This is a genomic window from Nitratireductor soli, from assembly GCF_001050155.1.
In the GTDB taxonomy this organism is placed as follows: domain Bacteria; phylum Pseudomonadota; class Alphaproteobacteria; order Rhizobiales; family Rhizobiaceae; genus Nitratireductor; species Nitratireductor soli.
Genome location: NZ_LFVY01000014.1, coordinates 109,504 through 129,168, shown reverse-complemented (window position 1 = coordinate 129,168; position 19,665 = coordinate 109,504). Strand labels below are relative to the sequence as shown.

Here is a 19,665-nt window from a genome sequence, read left to right as displayed (position 1 = left end):
TTTCATAGTTTTCCGTATTTTGCCCCGACACGGTTTGACTTCGCCCCCGTCAGGGAGCAGAACAAATGACGCATAATGCTTCCACATATGGCTCGGCGCGCTCGCTGCGGGGCTTACAATTATCCGGGTGCCGCGGGTGGGTATTTATCTCCCCATCGCTGAAATGTCCGTCAACGTGTTCGTGCTGCTCGCCATGGGTGGCGCGGTCGGGTTCCTCTCCGGGATGTTCGGCGTCGGCGGCGGCTTCCTGATCACGCCTCTCCTGATTTTCTACAACATTCCGCCCGCCATCGCTGTCGCCACCGGCGCCAATCAGGTGATCGCCTCGTCGTTCTCGGGCGCCCTGGTGCACTTCAAGCGCAAGACGCTCGACTTCAAGCTGGGCACGGTGCTGCTGGCCGGCGGCATTGTCGGCGCGTCGTTCGGCGCTATGGTCTTTGCCTATCTGCGCCGTCTCGGCCAGCTCGACCTGATCGTCTCGCTGCTTTACGTGGTGTTCCTCGGCGTGGTCGGCGGCCTGATGCTGTTGGAGAGCGTGCGCGCCATCAGCCGTGCGCGCGGCGGTCAGACCATCTCGCTCCGAAAGCCCGGCCAGCACAACTGGATTCACCGCCTGCCGCTGAAGATGCGCTTCCGCGCCTCGAAGCTGTTCGTCAGCGTCATCCCGGTCCTGGTGCTCGGCGCCTTCATCGGCTTCCTGGCGTCGATCATGGGCGTCGGTGGCGGCTTCATCATGGTGCCGGCGCTGATCTATCTCCTGAAAGTGCCGACCAATGTGGTCATCGGCACGTCGCTGTTCCAGATCATTTTCGTTGCCGCCTTCACCACCATCATCCATTCCACCGCCAACCAGACTGTCGACGTGGTGCTGGCGTTTCTTCTCATGGTCGGCGGCGTCGCCGGTGCGCAATACGGCGCGCGCGTCGGCCAGCGGCTGCGTGGCGAGCAGTTGCGCGCCTTGCTGGCGCTGCTGGTGCTTGCCGTCGCTCTGCGCCTGGCGTTTGACCTGTTCGTCAAGCCGGCCAGCGTCTACTCCCTGTCCATTGGGGGAGCCTAGGCCATGCGGTTGAAGCGATGCGTCGCCCTGGCGATATTCCTTGCCTCACTCATGCCTCTTGGCGCGTCGGCCCAGAACGGCATTCCCGAGGGCATCCAGATTGGCCTGTCGACCGATCGGGTATCCATCACCTCGGATTTTGCCGGCGCCGAACTGACGATCTTCGGCGCGCTCGACAATGCCGATCCCTTGATCAGCCGCCAGGGCCGCTACGATGTCGTCGTGGTGCTGGAAGGGCCGGCCCGCCCGGTCATCGTGCGCAAGAAAACCCGCTTCCTGGGCATGTGGATCAACACCCAGTCGGAGGTCTTCAAGGATGTGCCGGCTTCCTATTCCATGGCCCTGACGCGCGCGCCGCAGGACATCACCGATCCGGACGGCTATCGCCGCCTGGCACTCGGCGCCGACAATCTCTACCTGCAGCCGCTCGACGCCGATGGCGACCCGAAGACCATCGAGGAATTCACCGCCGCCCTGCGCGAGCGCAAGGAGGCGACGGGCCTTTACTCGACGCGGGTGGGCGGCGTGCGTTTCCTGTCGCAGAACCTGTTCCGCGCCACCTTGACCCTGGCGCCCAATGTTGCCGTCGGCACGCACCGGGCGCGCGCCTTCCTGTTCCGCAACGGCAATTTCCTGCGCGAGACCTCCGCCCAGCTGACCATCCGCAAGGCCGGCCTCGAGCAGCGCCTGTACGAATTCGCCCAGCAGCACGGAATGATCTACGGCATCCTGGCCGTCCTGGTGGCGATCGTCACCGGGTGGCTTGGACGTGTGATATTCCGCAAGGACTGACCGATCCGCCAATCCTCCGTCCTCTCACCGCAGCATGCTGCCGGCGATGGCATAGATGCCCTTGCGCCCGAGCATGTAGGCCGTCAGCCGCTCGCGGGCGAACAGGCCGGCAAAGGCGCGGTCGAGCACGTTGAGCGTGCCGGTCAGGCTGCCGAAGGCCGGCATGACGAGACGGCTGCCATCGCAGGCAAAGCAGGCGCGCCGCACCGCCCGGCCGCGCCGCACGACGCGCGCTGCCGGATGCAGATGCCCGGCGATCTCGCCCGGCGCCGCGCCGCGCGCCGGTTCGTGGCGGAATGTCAGGCCGTCGATGGCAATCTCCTGCGACGCGTGGCCCGGCAGGTCGGCGGGCGGCGCCGGATCGTGATTGCCGGCGATCCAATGCCAGTCGCGCTTCGCCATCAGGCCCGCGAGCTCCTCGCGGAAGGGTTCGGGCATTTCGGCCGCGCCGTCATGGTCGTGAAAGCTGTCGCCGAGACTGATGACGATGCCCGGATCGTAGTCGGCGATGACGCCGCCGAGCCGCTTCAGCGTCGCCGCCGTGTCATAGGGCGGCAGCATGCGCCCACGCCGGGCAAAGGCGGCGCCCTTCTCCAGGTGCAGGTCGGAGACGACGAGCAGGTCCAGATCGGCAAAGAACAGAACGCCGCGCCAATCGCACATGGCGGACTGCCGTGCGAGCTCGATGGTCAATGCGGGGCTGGCGTCGGTCGCCGGCGCAAGGCTGTTCATCCTTCCATCGCCTCCTGCATCAATTCTTCACCTGACAGCTTCGACGCCTCGCCCAGAAGCGCCTCATTGGCGTCACCGGCCACCGCTTCCTTGCCGATTTCGAGCATGATCGGCACGGCGAGCGGCGAGATGCGCTCGAGCGATTTATGCACGATTCGCCCGTGCACGCGCGACAGCATCTCACCCAGTCTCCTGACATCGAGCAGGCCGAGCGCCGCATCGGCCCAGGTGGCCTGCAGGAGAATGTGGTCGGGCTCGTGCGCCCTCAGCACATCGTAGATCAGATCGGCGGAGACGGTGACCTGGCGGCCGGATTTTTCCTGTCCGGGATGGCGCTTTTCGACCAGGCCGGAAATCAGCGCGCAATTGCGGAAGGTCCGTTTCAGCAGCCAGCTGTCGGCGATCCACGCTTCCAGATCGTCGCCCAGCATGTCCTCGTCGAACAGCGCCGCCAGGCTGAGGCGGCCGTCCTTCAACATGGCGCTCATATCGTTGAGGCTCCACACGGCGATGGCGTAGTCGGAGGCGACGAAACCCAGCGGGTGCGCCCCAGCGCGCTCGAGCCGGCGCGTCAAGAGCATGCCGAGCGTCTGGTGCGCCAACCGTCCTTCGAACGGGTAGAGCACCATGTAATGCCTGCTGCTGCGTGGAAATGTCTCCACCAGCAGATCCTCGCGGCGCGGCAAAACCGATTTGTCGCGCTGCAGCGCCAGCCATTCGGCCACCTGGGGCGGCAGCCTCTTCCAGCGCTTCGGGTCGGCGAGCATGGCGCGCACCTCGCTGGCCAGATAGGTGGAGAGCGGAAATTTGCCGCCGGCATAGGACGGCACCATCGCGTCCTCGCCCGTGCCGGTGGAGACATAGCACTCGTTCTCGCGGATGCCCTCGAAACGCAGCACCCGGCCGGAGAACAGAAACGTGTCGCCCGGGCTCAGCGTTTCGAGAAAGTATTCCTCGACCTTGCCGAGCACCGGACCGCCGCGCGAAGCGCCGCCGCGCCCGCGCCGCGTCATGCGAATGTTCAGCATCGGTGCTTCGACGATGGTGCCGACATTGAGGCGGTATTGCTGGGCGATGCGCGGATTGGAGACGCGCCACATCCCGTCCCTGGTCTTGCGGATGCGCGCATAGCGCTCATAGCTTTTCAGCGCATAGCCGCCGGTGGCGACGAAATCGACGATGCGGTCGAAGGTCTCCCGATCAAGCCCCGCATAGGGCGCCGCGCTGACGATCTCGCCATAGAGCTGGTCGGCATCGAAGGGCGTGGCGCAGGCTGCGCCCAGCACATGCTGTGCCAGCACGTCGAGCGCCCCGTCGACCAGCGGCGGCGTGTCCTGGGCGCCCAGATAATTCGCCTCCAGCGCGGCCCGGCACTCCATCACCTCGAAGCGGTTGGCCGGCACCAGGATCGCCCGGCTGGGCTCGTCCATCCGGTGGTTAGAGCGGCCGATGCGCTGGGCAAGGCGGCTTGCCCCCTTCGGCGCGCCGACATGGACGACGAGGTCGACATCGCCCCAGTCGATGCCGAGATCGAGGGTCGATGTGGCGACGATGGCCCTCAGGCTGTTGGTCTCCATCGCCTTTTCCACCTTGCGCCGCTGGCCGACATCGAGCGAGCCGTGATGCAGCGCGATCGGCAGATTGTCGTCATTGATGCGCCACAGCTCGCGAAACAGAAGTTCGGCCTGGCTGCGCGTGTTGACGAACAAAAGCGTCGTGCGATGGGCGCGGATCGCCTCATAGACCTTGGGGATCGCATAGCGGGCCGAATGGCCGGCCCAGGGCACCCGGTCTTCCGTTTCCAATATGGTGATGTCCGGCTTGGCGCCGCCGGTGACTGTGACGATGTCGGCCATCGCACCCGGCGGGTTCTGCGGCACCAGCCAGCGGCGCAGCGCCTCCGGTTCGGCCACGGTCGCCGACAGGCCGATCGCCTGCAGCGCCGGGCGCAGTGCGCGCAGCCGGGCAAGGCCGAGCGACAGGAGATGGCCGCGCTTGGAGATCACCAGCGAATGCAATTCGTCGAGAACGACGAAGCGCAGATCGGAGAAGAAGCAGTCGGCATCGGGCGAGGCGATCAGCAGGGCAAGCTGTTCGGGCGTCGTCAGCAGAATGTCGGGCGGCGCGTATTTCTGGCGCTGGCGCTTGTGGGATGGGGTGTCGCCGGTGCGCGTCTCGATGGTGACCGGCAGGCCCATCTCGGCGACCGGCATGGCGAGATTGCGCTGGATATCGACGGCGAGCGCCTTCAGCGGCGAGATGTACAGCGTGTGGACGCCGCGCCGGGCCTCGCCGGGCCTTGGCTTCGGCCGGTCGGCCAGGTCGGTGAGCGCCGGCAGGAAGCCGGCCAGCGTCTTGCCGGCGCCCGTCGGCGCGATCAGCAGGGCGGAACGTCCCGCCTGCGTGCGGGCAAGAAGCTCCAGCTGATGGGCGCGCGGCTGCCATCCGCGCGTGGCGAACCATGCGCTGAAGGGCGTGGGCAGATAGGGTGCGGCGATGCCGTCGATGAGGCGTGTCCGGTGTTCCAAGATCGGTTAGAACTAAACCAGAACAGACGAACCGCCAAGAGCCGGCAGCTGCGAAAGCGTCAACCGGCGGGTCAAGGTGCGGGCATCAATGTGCCCGCGGCCTGTCTTTCTTCGCGGCAGCAATGGCGGCGTCGCTGACCCCGGCTTCGGCGCCAACACGAACCGCGACGACGATCAGCCCCTCGATGGGCTCGCCGCGATCCATGCGGATCACCGCCTTGTCGAGCGAGGCGATGTCGAAGCCGGCGGCGGCAAGTGTTGCGCGCAGATGCGGCTCGCTGTGGGCGTAGCGGCGCGACGGGCGCAGCACCAGGGCTTCCGGCCCCTCATGGTGTTCGACCGAGAAGGCAAACAGGGCGCCCGGCTCGAGCGCCGCGGCGATGACGGCGATCAGGCGCTCCAGCGCGCCGAGATACATGAAGACATCGGCGGCGGTCACCAGATCGGTTCCGCGCGGCAATTCGCCGAGCGTCATCAGGTCGGTGCGCGCCAGCCGGTCATACACGCGTTTGGCCTCGGCGCGCTTCAGCATCTCGGATGAGATGTCCATGCCTTCGAGAAAGCTGACCGTCGCCCGCAGCCGTTCGCCCATCAGGCCGGTGCCGCAGCCGAGATCGACGGCGCGGGCGAAGCCGTCGCGCGCCTGGCGTGCAATGGCGTCGAACAGCAGTTCCGGCACCCGGTAGGCGAGCTTTTCGACCAGCGCCTCGTCGAACGCCTTGGCATACTGATCGAACAAGGCCTCGACGAAGGCGGACGGAGCGGCCTCCATGCCGTCGAGCGCCCCCACGAGTTCCAGCTTGAGACTGGCGCCGAGCCGGTCGTCCGGATCGAGGCGCAGGGCCGTGCGCCAGGCGTCGATGGCGGCGGCGTGTTCGCCCGCCTCGGCCTGCATTTCTCCGAGGCAGAAATGACCGGCCGTCCAGGATGGCACGAGCGTCAGCGCCTCGCCCATCAGTTCGGCGGCGGCCTTGAAGTCGCCGGCTTCAAACAGCATCCAGGCATATTCCGCCCGGCGGTCGGCCAGGAGATTTCCCGAGGAGAAGGAAAGCAGGTTCATGCAGCGTGTTTTCCGGAAAGGCCCTTCGAGAGCCGCTCGCGGCTTATGAGCGACAACGACTCTCCTGACAAGCGTGTCTTTCGCGGCGGTGAAAAAAGCCTATCTTTCAGAACCATGAAGCCGCAGGACCTGCTCCGCCCGCGCCCCGAAGGGCTGTACTGCCCGCCGGGCGACTTCTTCATCGACCCGGTGCGCGCCGTCGACCGGGCGCTGATCACCCACGGGCACGCCGATCACGCGCGCGCCGGCCATCGCGCCGTGCTGGCGACGAAGGAAACGCTCGACATCATGCGGCTGCGCTATGGCAACGACTTTGCCGAAACCAGGCAGGCCGCCGCCTATGGTGAGCGCATCGGCATGGGAGGCGTAACCGTGTCTTTCCATCCGGCCGGCCATGTGCTGGGTTCGGCGCAGATCGCCGTCGAGGCGGGCGGGCTGCGCATCGTCGCCTCGGGCGATTACAAGCGCCATGTGGATGCCACCTGCGCGCCGTTCGAACCGGTGCGCTGCGACGTCTTCATCACCGAGGCGACCTTCGGCCTGCCGGTCTTCGTTCACCCGGCGCCGGAAATTGAGACGGCGCGCCTGATCGCCTCGCTCGCCCAGTTTCCCGAGCGGGCGCACATCGTCGGCGCCTATTCGCTGGGCAAGGCGCAGCGCGTCATCAGCCTGCTGCGCGCCGGTGGCCATGACGCGCCGATCCTGATCCACGGCGCGCTGGCCAGGATCAGCCGCTACTATCAGGGCCAGGGGATCAAACTCGGCAGACTGGAGCCGGCGACCGTCGAGGAGGGGACGGCGACCCGCGCCGCCGGCCAGGTGGTCGTCGCCCCGCCCTCCGTGCTCGGCGACCGCTGGACACGCCGCTTCGCCGACCCGCTCAGCGTCTTTGCCTCCGGCTGGATGCGCATCCGCCAGCGCGCCAAGCAGCGCGGCGTCGAACTGCCGCTGATCCTGTCCGACCACGCGGACTGGAACGAGCTGACGGCAACGATCCGCGAGACGGGCGCCGGCGAGGTGTGGGTCACCCACGGGCGCGAGGAAGCGCTCGTGCGCTGGTGCGAGATCAACGGCATCGCCGCCCGGCCGCTCAATCTCGTCGGCTATGAAGACGAGGCCGAGTGATGCGCCGCTTCGCCGAGCTCCTCGACCGGCTGGTGCTGACGCCGGCGCGCAACGGCAAGCTTCGGCTCCTGGCCGATTATTTCAAAGCCGTGCCCGACCCCGACCGGGGCTATGCGCTGGCCGCACTGACCGGCGGGCTTGATTTCCCGTCGGTGAAGCCGGCCATGCTGCGTGCGCTGGTGAGCGAGCGCATGGACGAGGTTCTGTTTGCCTATTCCTACGATTATGTCGGTGACCTGGCGGAAACCATCTCGCTGGTCTGGCCCGCGCCGGACGTGGCGGAACAGGACGCGCCGCCCCTTGGCACCGTGGTCGAGACCCTGAACCGGGTCAGCCGTTCCGACGCGCCGACGGTGATGGCCGACCTTCTCGACCGGCTCGATCCCTCGGCTCGTTTCGCGCTGATCAAGCTGGCCACCGGCGGCCTGCGCATCGGCGTGTCGGCGCGGCTCGCCAAGCAGGCGCTGGCGGCCATGGGCGGCAAGGATATCGGCGAGATCGAGGAGCTCTGGCATGGGCTGGACGTGCCTTACGAGCCACTGTTCGCCTGGCTGGAAGGCCGCGCCGGCAAGCCCGAAAGCGCGGCTCGGGCGCTGTTCCGCCCGGTCATGCTGGCCCATCCGGTGGGCGAGGGTGATCTGGAAAAGCTCGACCCGACCAACTACGTCGCCGAATGGAAATGGGACGGCATCCGCGTCCAGGCTGTCAGCGAGGGTGGCGTTAAGCGGCTCTATTCGCGCACCGGCGACGAGATTTCCGACGCCTTCCCCGACCTCATGGACGCGATCGGCGAGGACATCGCGCTGGATGGCGAATTGCTGGTCGGCGACCCGCGCGAGAAGACGGGCAGCTTCTCCGATCTGCAACAGCGGCTGAACCGCAAGTCCGTGTCGAAGCGGATGCTGGCCGACTATCCGGTCTTCATGCGGTGCTACGATCTGTTGCAGCGAGGTGACGAGGATGTTCGCCCGCGACCCTTCACCGAGCGTCGCGCGCTGTTGCACGAAGTGTTGCCGGCGCTCGATCCACGCCGCTTCGACCTGTCGCCATTGGTGGAGTTCACCGACTGGGCGGAACTCGAGGACAGGCGCAGCAACCCGCCGCATCCGGTCATCGAGGGCGTCATGCTGAAGCGGCGCGATGCCGCCTACCTGCCGGGCCGGCCAAAAGGCCCGTGGTTCAAATGGAAGCGCGATCCGTTCACCGTCGATGCCGTGCTGATGTATGCGCAGCGCGGGCATGGCAAGCGGTCGAGCTACTATTCCGACTACACGTTCGGCGTCTGGGCGGGAGCGGAAGACGATCCGCAACTCGTGCCGGTCGGCAAGGCCTATTTCGGCTTCACCGACGAAGAGCTGAAACTGATCGACAAATATGTGCGCGACAACACGGTCGAACGCTTCGGTCCCGTCCGCTCGGTGCGCGCCGAACCCGGCCACGGCCTTGTGCTGGAAGTCGCCTTCGAGGGGCTGAACCGCTCGACGCGGCACAAATCCGGCGTCGCCATGCGCTTCCCGCGCATTGCGCGGCTACGTTGGGACAAGCCAGCCGCCGAAGCCGATCGCATCGAGGCGCTGACGGCGCTTCTGGCGGAGTAGGGCGCTGCGCCGGCCGGATGGTAAACGGGGGCGGGCTTCCGGCGAGGCTCTATTGGGATGCAACGGCCGCCCGGATGGCGAAAACATCAAGCACCCGGCCCTGGCCATTGACGTCGGGCACGATGGCGATCGTGCCGCCGCCATCGGGTGCCGCCTCGGGGAAATCCACTTCGAACAGATAGTCGGCGCGCGTTGCGCCGACCACATAGCGGGTACGGCCGCAGTCGCCCAGTGCGCCGAAATGGCAGGAGATGGAAATCTGCGTCTCGGTGCCGTCTTCGGCGCGCGCATTGACGGCGAAGATGGCGCGACGACCGGCCAGCGTTTCCAGTATGCCCTGACCGACATCGAAGACCACGCCGGTGTCGGCGCTGCTGCCGATCCGCAGGAAGCGGTTCTCGCCGTCTTGCATCACCTCGGCACTCGCATTGCCCGGCGCGGCGACCGTCGTCGGGTCGGCCGGCGAGAACACGGTGATCCAGTCGCCCCTGGGGCGGCTGCCGGGCTGCGCCCCGCTGCCTGCCTCGCCAGCGCTGTAGTCCTCTTCCTGCAGCGTCAGTGGCGGGTTGCGGACACTGGTGTCGCGCTCTTCGCTGGACAAGAGGATGCCGCTGCTCATCGCCCACCAGATGCCGATCCCGGCAAAGGCGACGAGCGTCGCGACCAGGTAGATCATGGCGAACGGCCGTTGCCGCCCGGGCAGCGCCGCCTTGATGCGGCGCGCCGTTTCCTTGGCGGTCGCTGCGGCGGCCGGGGATGCGCGATCCTCGCGCTCGACGCGCGGCACGAAATCGGCGTCGTCGTCCCGCCTTGGGGTCGGTCTTGGCCGCGGCTCCGCCGCCGGCTGCGGGCGGGGTTCGGGCTTCGGCGCGGCTGTCCGCGCCGCCGGCATGAATTCGGTTTCGATTTCGGTGATCTTCGCCTTCAGCCCGTCGCGCCGCGCGCGCTTTGCCTCCTCCGGCATATCGGCGCGCGCCTGCAGCGTGCGTTCCAGCGCGGCGAAGGCCGAGCGGTACACTTTTTCGCGGAAAGCCCGTTCCCGGGCATCGCCCTTGTCGAACGCGTTTCTGATTGCTTTTTCTATCGCGTCCAAGGCCGGCTGCCCTCTTTACGCATAACCCCGCTCCATGGTTAACCGTTGGTGAGTATGCAATCAACGGTCATAACAAGGTGTGAACAAGCCGATGCTGTTCGCCGGTGCTGTTGGATGTCGGCTGCAAGGAGGCGCGCGATGCGTGATTTCGCCCTGGAAGTGCATTTCTCGCGCTGGGAGTTCAGCGCGAAACACCACATGACCGCCTCGGACGCCGAAAGCATGACGCTGGGCGAACTGACGGCAATGGCGGGAGGCGATGCGCGCAGCGGCCTTGATGATCTGTGGCTCGGCTACACGGAAACGTGGGGCGCGCCCGATCTGCGTGCGGCGATCGCCGGCACTTATGAAACGCTGGATGCCAAGGATATTCTGTGTTTCGCCGGCGCGGAAGAGGGGCTCTACGCGGCGATGCGTGTCCTGCTCGGCCGCGATGACCACGCCATTGTCGCCGTGCCGAACTACCAGGCCGCCGAGACCGTGCCGCTTGGCATCTGTGCCGTCACCGGCGTGCCGCTTCTCGAGGACGATCATTGGCGGCTCGACCTCGATGCGCTTCAAGCGGCGATCCGTCCGAACACCAGGCTGGTCTCGATCAACCTGCCCAACAATCCCACCGGCGCCCTGATGCCGCGCGCCGATTTCGATGCGCTGATCGCCATTTGCCGCAAGCACGGGCTCTATCTGTTCAGCGACGAAGTCTACCACCTGCTTGAGCACGATCCGCAAAAGCGCCTGCCGCAGGCAGCCGACGCCTATGAGAAGGGACTGTCCCTGAACGTCATGTCGAAGGCTTACGGCCTGCCGGGCCTGCGCGTCGGCTGGATCGCCTGCCGCGATGCCGCGGTGCTGCAGAAGCTCGAGCGCTACAAGCACTATCTGTCGATCTGCAATTCCGCACCCGCCGAACGGCTGGCCGTCATGGCTCTCTCCGTCAGCGACAAGATCCTGGCGCGCAACCGGGCGCTGATGGCGGACAATCTGGCGAAGGTCGACGCGTTCTTCGCCGATTACCCCGATCTGTTCGACTGGGCGCATCCCGATGGCGGCTGCATTGCCTATCCGCGCTATCGGGGCCGCAACGGGGTGGAGGCCTTCTGCCGCGAGATCGTCGAGGAGGAGGGCGTTCTCCTTCTGCCCGCGTCCACCTATCGGTCCGAACTGATCGACGCGCCCGTCGAGCGCTTCCGCATCGGCTTCGGCCGGCGCGGCGTCGGGGAAGGGCTTGCGGCGATGCACCGTTTCCTGCAGCGTCACCACAATGATATCTCGGTTGCCTGAGGGAGGAGCTTCGCGCACCGTCAAAAAATGCCAGGAGAGGTTTCCTCTTCGGCGGCACTTGCTGTAGAAGATTTGACGTTTACGAGAACGTCAATTGAATGAAAGGCCGCCCGATGGCGCTTCCAGCAATTCTAAGTGGTCTGCGCCTGCCAGTGGTGGCGGCGCCGCTTTTCATCATCTCGCACCCGCCGCTGGTCATGGCCCAATGCAAGGCGGGCGTGGTGGGGGCCTTCCCGGCGCTCAACGCCCGGCCGAAGGAGCAGCTTGACGAATGGCTGGCTGAAATCACCGAGGAACTGTCTGCCCACGACGCGAAAAACCCGACCCGCCCGGCCGCACCCTTCGCCGTCAACCAGATCGTCCACCGCTCGAACGACCGGCTGGAGCATGACCTGGCGACTTGCGTGAAGCACAAGGTGCCGATCGTCATCACCTCGCTGGGCGCGGTGGAGGAGGTCAACCAGGCGGTTCACTCCTATGGCGGCATCGTGCTGCACGACATCATCCATGACCGCCACGCCCGCAAGGCGATCGAGAAGGGCGCCGACGGGCTGATCGCCGTCGCGGCGGGAGCCGGCGGCCATGCGGGCACATTGTCGCCCTTCGCCCTGGTGCAGGAAATCCGCCAATGGTTCGACGGGCCGCTGCTGCTCTCGGGCGCCATCGCCAATGGCGGCGCGGTGCTGGCGGCCGAAGCGATGGGCGCCGATCTCGCCTATATCGGCTCGCCCTTCATCGCCACGCACGAGGCGCGGGCGCCCGACGCCTACAAGGAGATGATCGTCAAGTCGCGCGCCGCCGACATCGTCTATTCGAACCTGTTCACCGGCGTACACGGCAATTATCTGAAAGGCTCGATCGTCCAGGCCGGCATGGATCCGGACGATCTTCCCGAAGCCGACCCCTCGAAGATGAACTTCGCCAGCGCCGACGCCAAGGCCTGGCGCGACATCTGGGGCAGCGGCCAGGGCATCGGCGCTGTGACGCAGATCACCGGAGCAGGCGCGTTGGTGGAGCGGCTGGCAGATGAATACGCGGCGGCGAAGGCCAGGCTCTGCGGCTAAAGCATTTTGCAGTCAGGTGGAGACACCTGACGTCCGCAAAAATGCGGAAAAACAAAGAGATAGACCTGTTCAGCGTTTCCATGAAACACTCAACAGGTCTAGTGGTGCGATCCTGACAGATGGTGCCCATCTGTTTCGGTCAGACCACTCGCATGCCGCAAACTTCTCATATGGGGTTCTGACGCGGCGAAGGCCGCATGCCACTGGCGAATGCAGCGATCAGCGCGGCGATGATCAGCCCCGCACAGACCAGGAAGGTGATCCGCAGGCCGGCGGCGACGGCCCCGGCATGCGCGCCGGCAATGTCGCTCGCCCCGGAGGCAAGGGCGAACACGGCGCCCATGACGGAGGCCCCGGTGATCAGCCCGAGATTGCGCGACAGGCTGAGCATGCCGGAAATGACGCCCCGCTGGTTTTCAGCGACGTCCATCATGACGGAGGTGTTGTTGGCGGCTTGAAACAACTGATAGCCGGGAGTCAGGATGGTGATGGCGGCGATGTAGCCCACAAGGCCGAACATCCCCGGCAGCATGGACACGGCAAGGGACCCGGCCGCCATCGCGACGAGACCAATGATGATCACGAATGGCGCGCCCAGACGGTCGACGAGGCGGCCTGCGGGCACGCCGCTCAGCGCCGAGATGATCGGGCCGATCGACATTGTGATTCCAACCAGCGCTTCGCCAAGGCCGAGCGCCCGCGCCAGGTAGAATGGCCCGACCACCAGTGTCGCCATCATCACGGTCGAAACGAGCGCGTTCATCGCCAGGCTGGCACTCAGCGCCGCGTTGCGCAACGCCGCCAGGCGGATCAGCGGCGAGGCCGCCCGCGCCTGGCTCAGGATGAAAAGACCGCCGCCCGCGAAGGCGGCCGCCAGCAAGGCCAGGTTGAGCCCGCCGAAGCGTTCGGAGCGAACCGTCACCGCAAGCGCATAAGCGGCGAGCGTCAGCCCGAGCAACAGCGTGCCCAACCCATCGAAACCCGCCCTGTTGGCCTGTGCTCCCGGCTTCCGGGCGGGCAGGTGGCGATAGGCGAGAACAAAGCCGGTCATGCCCAGCGGGACCATGATGAGAAAGATCGCCCGCCAGCCGAATCCGGCGATCAAGATGCCGCCGAGCGACGGGCCGAGCGCGGTGCCGACCGCCGACATGGTTCCAAGCAGCCCCATCGCGCTGCCGGTCCTCTCCCGTGGCATGATTTCGGCGACAAGCGCCACGGTCAGCGTCATCAGGACCGCCGCTCCCAGGCCCTGTGCCGTCCGGGCGGCAATCAGCATCCACAGTGTCGGCGCGACGCCGCACAGAACCGACGCCAGGCTGAAAACGAGCATGCCGGCCAGCAGCATGCGCCGGTGCCCGAGAACATCGCCCAGCCGTCCGACAGTGACGATCATCACCGTGATGGCGAGGAGATAGGCGAGGATGACCCACTGGATTTGCTGGAAAGACGCGGCGAAGGCCTGGGCCAGGGTCGGCAGCGCGACATTGGCGATGCTGACGCCGAGCGAGGAGAGCAGCATCGCCAGCGCCAGGCTGGCGAGCGCCCAGCGCGGCGAGAATGCCTTTTCGCCGGGCTCTCCGATCGTCTCGCCTGAAACTGCATTGATGGGTCTCACCGTGAACTCCGTTTTTCAGAAGGCTGCCTGGAAGGAGCCGTTGAAAACGTAGTCATTCGCCTGACATGGCGGAACGCGCATCATTTGCATCTTATTCATGCACGTGGCGCCACATGGCCGGCAAACGATGCTATGCTTCGATCATGGCCGCTCCCGATCTCAACCTGCTCGTCACCCTCGATGCGCTGCTTGCCGAACGCAGCGTTGCAGGGGCGGCCAAACGGCTGCGGCTCAGCCCCTCGGCCATGAGCCGGGCGCTGGCGCGTTTGCGCGAGACGACGGGTGATCCGCTGTTGGTCAGGGCAGGGCGCGGCCTCGTCCCGACACCCCGGGCGATCGCGCTGCGTGAACAGGTCGGCCAGCTCGTGCAGCAGGCCAACACGGTGCTCGGCCCGGCGGAGAAGCCTGATTTCCAACATCTGGTGCGCACATTCACCGTCAGGACCCGTGAGGGTTTCGTCGAAAACTTCGGCCTGGATCTCATCGCCCGCCTTGAGCGGGAGGCGCCGGGCGTGCGGTTGCGTTTCGTGCAGAAGTCCGACAAGGAGAGCGCGCCGTTGCGCGATGGCAGCGTCGATCTGGAGACCGGCGTTGTTGGCGGGACGACGGGTCCGGAGGTGCGCACGCAAGCCCTGTTCCAGGACCGTTTCATTGGCGTCGTGCGTTTGGGACACGCCTTGAGCCAGGGCCCGGTCACGCCCGCCCGCTATGCGGCCGGCCGGCACATCGACGTCTCGCGGCGCGACCACGACAAGGGGCAGGTCGATGAAGCGCTCAGGCCGCTCGGGCTGGAACGGACGATCACCGTGACCGTCGGCGGCTTTTCGACGGCGCTGGCCCTGGCCCGGTCCTCCGATCTGATCGCCACCGTTCCCGAGCGGTATACGGGAAATCTGCGCACCGGCATGCACGGCTTCCCGCTTCCGGTCCCCATGCCGGAGATCACGATTTCATTGCTCTGGCATCCGCGGCTGGACGCCGATCCCGTGCATCGCTGGTTGCGCGGGTGCGTCAGAGAGGTGTGCGCGCAGCAACGCCGCGCTTCGCCGGAGCTTGAATGATGCTGCATGATGCAGAGCGGTGCGGTTTCCGCGACGGTCTGACGCCTGCTTCACCGGCACCTCCCTGACACCCTTCTGTGCGCTGTCAGAAAACGGTCATCTGAACGACATCTGAGTTTCATGCACACCCGTTAGGCGGTTTGGCGAGAAGGGCGGCAAGCCCAAGAGAGCCAGAATGGCGCTGAACGGGGAAGTCAGATGCTGGAAATTCGCCAAGTCACCCGACGCTTCGGGACGAACACGGCCGTGCGTGATGTGGCGCTGGAAATTGAACGGGGTGAGATGGTCGGCGTGATCGGCCGCTCCGGTGCCGGAAAATCGACGCTGTTGCGGATGATCAACCGCCTGATCGATCCCTCGGAAGGGTCGATCGTCTTTCATGGCCGGGAGGTCTCGGCGCTCAAGGGCGCATCCCTGCGCCGCTGGCAGCGCGACTGCGCCATGATCTTCCAGCAATTCAACCTGGTGCCGCGCCTCGATGTCCTGACCAATGTGCTTCTTGGCCGGCTCAACCACCGCTCGACGGCGCTCAGCCTGATGAACATGTTCACCCGCGAGGAGCGCATCCGCGCCATCACGGCCCTCGAGCGGCTCGACATCGCCCAGACGGCGCTGCAGCGGGCCGGCACGCTGTCGGGCGGCCAGCAGCAGCGCGTGGCGATCGCCCGCGCCCTGATGCAGGAGCCGAAGGTGATCCTCGCCGACGAGCCCATCGCCTCGCTCGATCCGCTCAACGCCAAGGTGGTGATGGATTCGCTGGCCGACATCAACGCCCGCGAAGGCATCACCGTCATCACCAATCTGCACACGCTGGACACGGCGCGCGTCTACTGCACGCGCATCGTCGGCATGGCCAGGGGTGCGGTCGTCTTCGACGGTCCGCCCGAGGCGCTGACCGGCGAGGCGGTGCGCATGATCTATGGCGGCGAAGAGGGCGTGGAGCTTTCCGAGGCGATCACATCGACCAGCATTTCCGTGTCGCCGAAGCCGCTGAAACAATCGTCCGGTCAGTCCGTGCCGGCGCTCGCCGCCGTCTGATCATCGGGATCGTCTTGCCTGCGTAACGGGCCCTTCACGTGAGAAACCAGCCGGCGGGACCGGCTGCAAACAGGAGAGATGTCATGTTCAAGAAAGCTCTTATGGGCGCCGTCGCCCTCACAGCCTTAGTTGTCGGCGCCGCGCAGGCCGAGGATCTGAAGGAATTCCGCATCGGCATTCTCGGCGGCGAGAACGAAGCCGACCGCCTGCGCAATTTCCAGTGCATGACCGACAAGCTGCCGGAAGTGCTTGGCGTCGAGAAGGTCTCGCTGTTTCCCGCCGCCGACTATGACGGCGTGATCCAGGGCCTGCTGGGCGGCACGCTCGACTATGCCGAGCTCGGCGCCTCGGCCTATGCCAAGGTGTATCTGGAAAATCCGGAAGCCGTCGATCCGATCCTGACGACGATCCAGACCGACGGCTCGACCGGCTACTACGCGGTGATGGTGGCGCGCAAGGATTCCGGCATGACCAAGCTGGAAGATATGAAGGGCAAGAAGCTCGGCTTCGCCGACGCGGATTCCACCTCCGGCTATCTGGTGCCGGCCGTGACGCTGCCGAAGGCCATCGGTGCTCCGGTGGAGCAGTTCTTCGGCTCGACCGGCTTCGGCGGCGGCCATGAGAACCTGGTTCTCGAAGTGGCGAAGGGTACGTTCGACGCCGGCACGACCTGGGCTTCGGGCGTCGGTGAATTCTCCGACGGCTACACCTCGGGCAATCTGCACAAGATGGTCGAGAAGGGTCTCATCGACATGGATGACCTCGTCGAGCTGTGGAAATCGCCGCTGATCCCGAACGGCCCGATCGTCGTCCGCACGTCGATGGACGACAGCACGCGCCAGGCCTTCAAGACCTTCATGGTGGAAATGCCGCAGAAGGATCCGGAGTGCTTCTCCGCTATCCAGGGCGGCGACTACAAGGGTTACACCGAGGTGACGCCGGCATTCTACGAGCCGATCATCGACGCGCGCCGCTCCAAGATCGGTTCCTGATCCAGTTCCAACCTTGACGCGCCGCCGGCTCACGCCGGCGGCGCCGTCGCACCGGCGTGCCACTCATGACGACAACAACCCGTTCCCCGCTTCTCTCCGATGCCGGCCATGCCGTCGAGCGTCACTGGCGCGAGCTTGCCGGACGCCGGCGGCTCTACACCATCGGCGGCCTCCTCTTCATGGTGCTCGCCATGAGCGGTTCGCTGTGGTTCGCCAATGAATCAAACGCCGGCAAGTTCTTCGACCGGTTGCCCTATTTCTTCGATTTCGCCGGCCAGATGGTGCCGCGCGACGGCTGGGAGATCTGGCGCGCCCTGTTCGACCTGTCCTCGCCCTATGACGATGGCAGCCTGAAGTACAACTATCCCGATGGGCGCATCTATTTCACCGAAACGCTCTATCTGCCCGAATATTTCTACAAGATGCTGGAGACCATCAACATCGCCCTGGTCTCCACGCTGGTCGGTTTCGGTTTCGGCTTCGTCCTGTGCTTCCTGGCCGCCTCGAACCTGATGACACGGCGCTGGTTGCGTTTCTTCGTGCGCCGTTTCATGGAGGTGCTGCGTGCGTTTCCGGAGATCGTCATCGCCGGCTTCTTTCTGGCCATTCTGTCGCTCGGTGCCGTGCCGGCCATCATCGCCGTATCGATCCATACGATCGGCGCGCTCGGCAAGATGTTCTTCGAGGTTGTCGAGAACACCGACATGAAAGCCGAGGAAGGCCTGCGCGCGGCCGGCGCCAACTGGATCGAGCGGGTGTGGTTTGCCATCGTGCCGCAGGTCATGCCGAACTTTCTCAGCTATGCCTTGCTGCGGCTGGAGATCAACGTGCGGGCCTCGACCATCATCGGCGCGGTCGGCGGCGGCGGCATCGGCGAGGCACTGCGCCTGTCGATCAGCCGCAACCACGAAGCCAAGACGCTGGCGATCATTCTCCTGCTTTTCTGCACCGTCGTTGCCGTCGACCAGTTGTCGGCATGGCTGCGTGGCCGCCTCGTCGGCAAGCAGGCCTTCGCGTTCGGCCGGGGAGCATGATCATGACCGAAGCGGAAACCAACGCCCTGGTGGCGCGCCATGCCGATGTCTTCAATCGCCCGCTGACAGAGCGGCTGCGCGGCATCCTGATCGCCGCCGGCATCAGCCTCTATCTGGTGTTTGCCTGGTGGCTGTTCGCCATAGGCCAGGTCGTGTCCGGCGGCAATTGGGAGATCGCCGGCGCCTATCTGGCCGACTGGGTGTCCTACGAGGTGCGTCCCAACATCGATTTCGAGGAGGGCGCGCTCACCGTCAGCTTCCCGCGCTTTTCACCGCTCGGCGACGATCCTAAGCCCGACTGGCTGGTGACGGAGACGGCGATGGTCGAGCGCCGTGCCGCGGCCGGGGCGGGAGCGGCGGGGCAGAGTGGCGGTGCCATCAGTGGGGCCGGCTTCCTGGGCGCGCTCGATGACAAGGCGGCGACAAAGACCGAGGAGAGTTTCCTGGGGCCGGTCGGCGGTGCGGCTCAGGCGCTCGAGCCGCAGGTCGAGGCTCCCGCTACGGAACCGGTGGTTATCCGTGCAGAGGCGGTGGTGCGCGCCGAGGTGTCCCTGGGCGACGGCAATCACATCCTGATCGAGCCGGAACGCGTTGCGCTCACGCGCGACGGGGAGACGCTGGTGCTCGACATCGAGCGCAATGTCGGCGTCGTGGCGCAGGGCGCCTTGCCCGAATGGGCGAGCCAGCGCGCACCGGGTGCCAAGGTGATCGTCCGTTTCGGCTTTGCCGGCCGCGCCGAGGTCGAGGACGACGAGGTCAAGGTGCGCCGCCGCTTCCTCGGCTGGGAGAATTTCGTCTTCGACACGCGTTCGCCCTATTGGGGGAAACCGGCATCCGAGGTTCTGCGCCTTGTCTTTCTCGGTGAGCGCATTGAACCGGGGCGCTCGAACCTGGCGCTCGCCTGGGACAACATCCTGAACAATTCCGAGTGGCAGCACGGCGATGTCTGGCTGAAGCTCCTGCAGACCATCGTCATGGCCTTCGCCGGCACGGTGCTCGCCTCGTTGCTCGCCTTCCCGCTGGCCTTTGCCGCGGCGCGCAACATCACGCCCAACCGCCTGGCTAACCAGGTGCTGAAACGCATCTTCGACTTGCTGCGCTCGGTCGATATGCTGATCTGGGCGTTGTTCTTCACCCGCGCCTTCGGGCCGGGGCCGCTGGCCGGCATTTCGGCGATCTTCTTCACCGACACCGGCACGTTCGGCAAACTCTATTCGGAGGCGCTGGAGAACATCGACGACAAGCAGCGCGAGGGCGTGCGCTCGGTCGGCGCTTCACCTGCTTCGGTGCAGCGCTTTGGCGTGGTGCCTCAGGTCCTGCCTGTGTTTCTGAGCCAGTCGCTGTATTTCTGGGAATCGAACACGCGCTCGGCGACGATCATCGGCGCAGTCGGCGCCGGCGGCATCGGCTTGAAGCTGTGGGAGGCAATGCGCACCAACCAGGATTGGGAAAACGTCGCCTATATGGTGCTCCTGATCCTGATCGTGGTTTTCGTCTTCGACAGCATCTCCACGGCCCTGCGGCATCGACTGATCGGCAGGCAGGGCGGCTGATGCGGGGCAGTGACGCCGAGGCTGTCTGCTGCTACTTTCATC

16 protein-coding genes are annotated in these 19,665 nt (G+C 65.9%); 11 read left to right on the top strand and 5 right to left on the bottom strand.

Annotation, left to right across the window (positions count from 1 at the left end; all coding sequences use genetic code 11):
- Positions 1-136: 136 nt before the first annotated feature.
- Positions 137-1,057 (top strand): sulfite exporter TauE/SafE family protein, encoded by a 921-nt coding sequence (locus AB843_RS18105; RefSeq protein ID WP_048648279.1) that lies wholly within the window; start codon positions 137-139, stop codon positions 1,055-1,057.
- Between the two features lie 3 nt (positions 1,058-1,060).
- The gene (locus AB843_RS18100; RefSeq protein ID WP_048648278.1) at positions 1,061-1,849 is read left to right on the top strand and encodes a TIGR02186 family protein; all 789 of its coding nucleotides are present in this window, start codon (positions 1,061-1,063) and stop codon (positions 1,847-1,849) included.
- 24 nt (positions 1,850-1,873) lie between these two features.
- Here AB843_RS18100 and pdeM read toward each other — a convergent pair whose 3' ends face one another.
- The 3 genes from pdeM to AB843_RS18085 form a co-directional block, all read right to left on the bottom strand.
- On the bottom strand, positions 1,874-2,581 hold the full coding sequence (pdeM, locus tag AB843_RS18095; protein ID WP_048648277.1) for a ligase-associated DNA damage response endonuclease PdeM: 708 nt from the start codon (positions 2,579-2,581) through the stop codon (positions 1,874-1,876).
- Positions 2,578-5,109, bottom strand: a complete 2,532-nt coding sequence (locus AB843_RS18090) for a ligase-associated DNA damage response DEXH box helicase (protein ID WP_048648276.1) — start codon at positions 5,107-5,109, stop codon at positions 2,578-2,580. Before AB843_RS18090 ends, pdeM begins: the two co-directional genes overlap by 4 nt.
- 85 nt (positions 5,110-5,194) lie before the next feature.
- Positions 5,195-6,169, bottom strand: a complete 975-nt coding sequence (locus AB843_RS18085) for a class I SAM-dependent methyltransferase (RefSeq protein WP_048648275.1) — start codon at positions 6,167-6,169, stop codon at positions 5,195-5,197.
- Between the two features lie 114 nt (positions 6,170-6,283).
- On the opposite strand from AB843_RS18085, the gene AB843_RS18080 reads away from it, so the two are divergent.
- Both AB843_RS18080 and AB843_RS18075 read left to right on the top strand, forming a co-directional pair.
- Positions 6,284-7,294 carry a ligase-associated DNA damage response exonuclease gene (locus tag AB843_RS18080; RefSeq protein WP_048648274.1) on the top strand — a complete coding sequence of 337 codons (1,011 nt, stop codon included), beginning with the start codon at positions 6,284-6,286 and terminating at the stop codon, positions 7,292-7,294.
- Positions 7,294-8,892 (top strand): cisplatin damage response ATP-dependent DNA ligase, encoded by a 1,599-nt coding sequence (locus AB843_RS18075; RefSeq protein WP_048648273.1) that lies wholly within the window; start codon positions 7,294-7,296, stop codon positions 8,890-8,892. The genes AB843_RS18080 and AB843_RS18075 overlap by 1 nt, the downstream gene beginning before the upstream one ends.
- A gap of 49 nt (positions 8,893-8,941) precedes the next feature.
- Here AB843_RS18075 and AB843_RS18070 read toward each other — a convergent pair whose 3' ends face one another.
- Positions 8,942-9,985: a hypothetical protein gene (locus AB843_RS18070; RefSeq protein ID WP_048648272.1), complete on the bottom strand. Its 1,044-nt coding sequence runs from the start codon at positions 9,983-9,985 to the stop codon at positions 8,942-8,944.
- Positions 9,986-10,123: 138 nt separating this feature from the next.
- Between AB843_RS18070 and AB843_RS18065 the strand changes: the two genes are divergently transcribed.
- Entirely contained in the window at positions 10,124-11,266 is a 1,143-nt protein-coding gene (locus tag AB843_RS18065; protein ID WP_048648271.1) for an aminotransferase class I/II-fold pyridoxal phosphate-dependent enzyme, read from the top strand.
- 113 nt (positions 11,267-11,379) lie between these two features.
- Positions 11,380-12,330 carry an NAD(P)H-dependent flavin oxidoreductase gene (locus AB843_RS18060; RefSeq protein WP_048648322.1) on the top strand — a complete coding sequence of 317 codons (951 nt, stop codon included), beginning with the start codon at positions 11,380-11,382 and terminating at the stop codon, positions 12,328-12,330.
- A gap of 166 nt (positions 12,331-12,496) precedes the next feature.
- Here AB843_RS18060 and AB843_RS18055 read toward each other — a convergent pair whose 3' ends face one another.
- Complete coding sequence (locus AB843_RS18055; RefSeq protein WP_048648270.1) at positions 12,497-13,945, bottom strand: MFS transporter; 1,449 nt, start codon at positions 13,943-13,945, stop codon at positions 12,497-12,499.
- 143 nt (positions 13,946-14,088) lie between these two features.
- Between AB843_RS18055 and AB843_RS18050 the strand changes: the two genes are divergently transcribed.
- The 5 genes from AB843_RS18050 (at position 14,089) to phnE (AB843_RS18030) (ending at position 19,623) form a co-directional block, all read left to right on the top strand.
- The gene (locus tag AB843_RS18050; RefSeq protein ID WP_048648321.1) at positions 14,089-15,006 is read left to right on the top strand and encodes a LysR family transcriptional regulator; all 918 of its coding nucleotides are present in this window, start codon (positions 14,089-14,091) and stop codon (positions 15,004-15,006) included.
- 198 nt (positions 15,007-15,204) lie between these two features.
- Complete coding sequence (phnC, locus tag AB843_RS18045) at positions 15,205-16,044, top strand: phosphonate ABC transporter ATP-binding protein (protein WP_048648269.1); 840 nt, start codon at positions 15,205-15,207, stop codon at positions 16,042-16,044.
- Between the two features lie 83 nt (positions 16,045-16,127).
- Positions 16,128-17,036 carry a phosphonate ABC transporter substrate-binding protein gene (phnD, locus tag AB843_RS18040; protein ID WP_048648268.1) on the top strand — a complete coding sequence of 303 codons (909 nt, stop codon included), beginning with the start codon at positions 16,128-16,130 and terminating at the stop codon, positions 17,034-17,036.
- 65 nt (positions 17,037-17,101) lie between these two features.
- Positions 17,102-18,070: a phosphonate ABC transporter, permease protein PhnE gene (gene phnE / locus AB843_RS18035; RefSeq protein ID WP_048648267.1), complete on the top strand. Its 969-nt coding sequence runs from the start codon at positions 17,102-17,104 to the stop codon at positions 18,068-18,070.
- Between the two features lie 2 nt (positions 18,071-18,072).
- The gene (gene phnE, locus AB843_RS18030; protein WP_053086147.1) at positions 18,073-19,623 is read left to right on the top strand and encodes a phosphonate ABC transporter, permease protein PhnE; all 1,551 of its coding nucleotides are present in this window, start codon (positions 18,073-18,075) and stop codon (positions 19,621-19,623) included.
- The last annotated feature ends 42 nt before the right edge of the window (positions 19,624-19,665 follow it).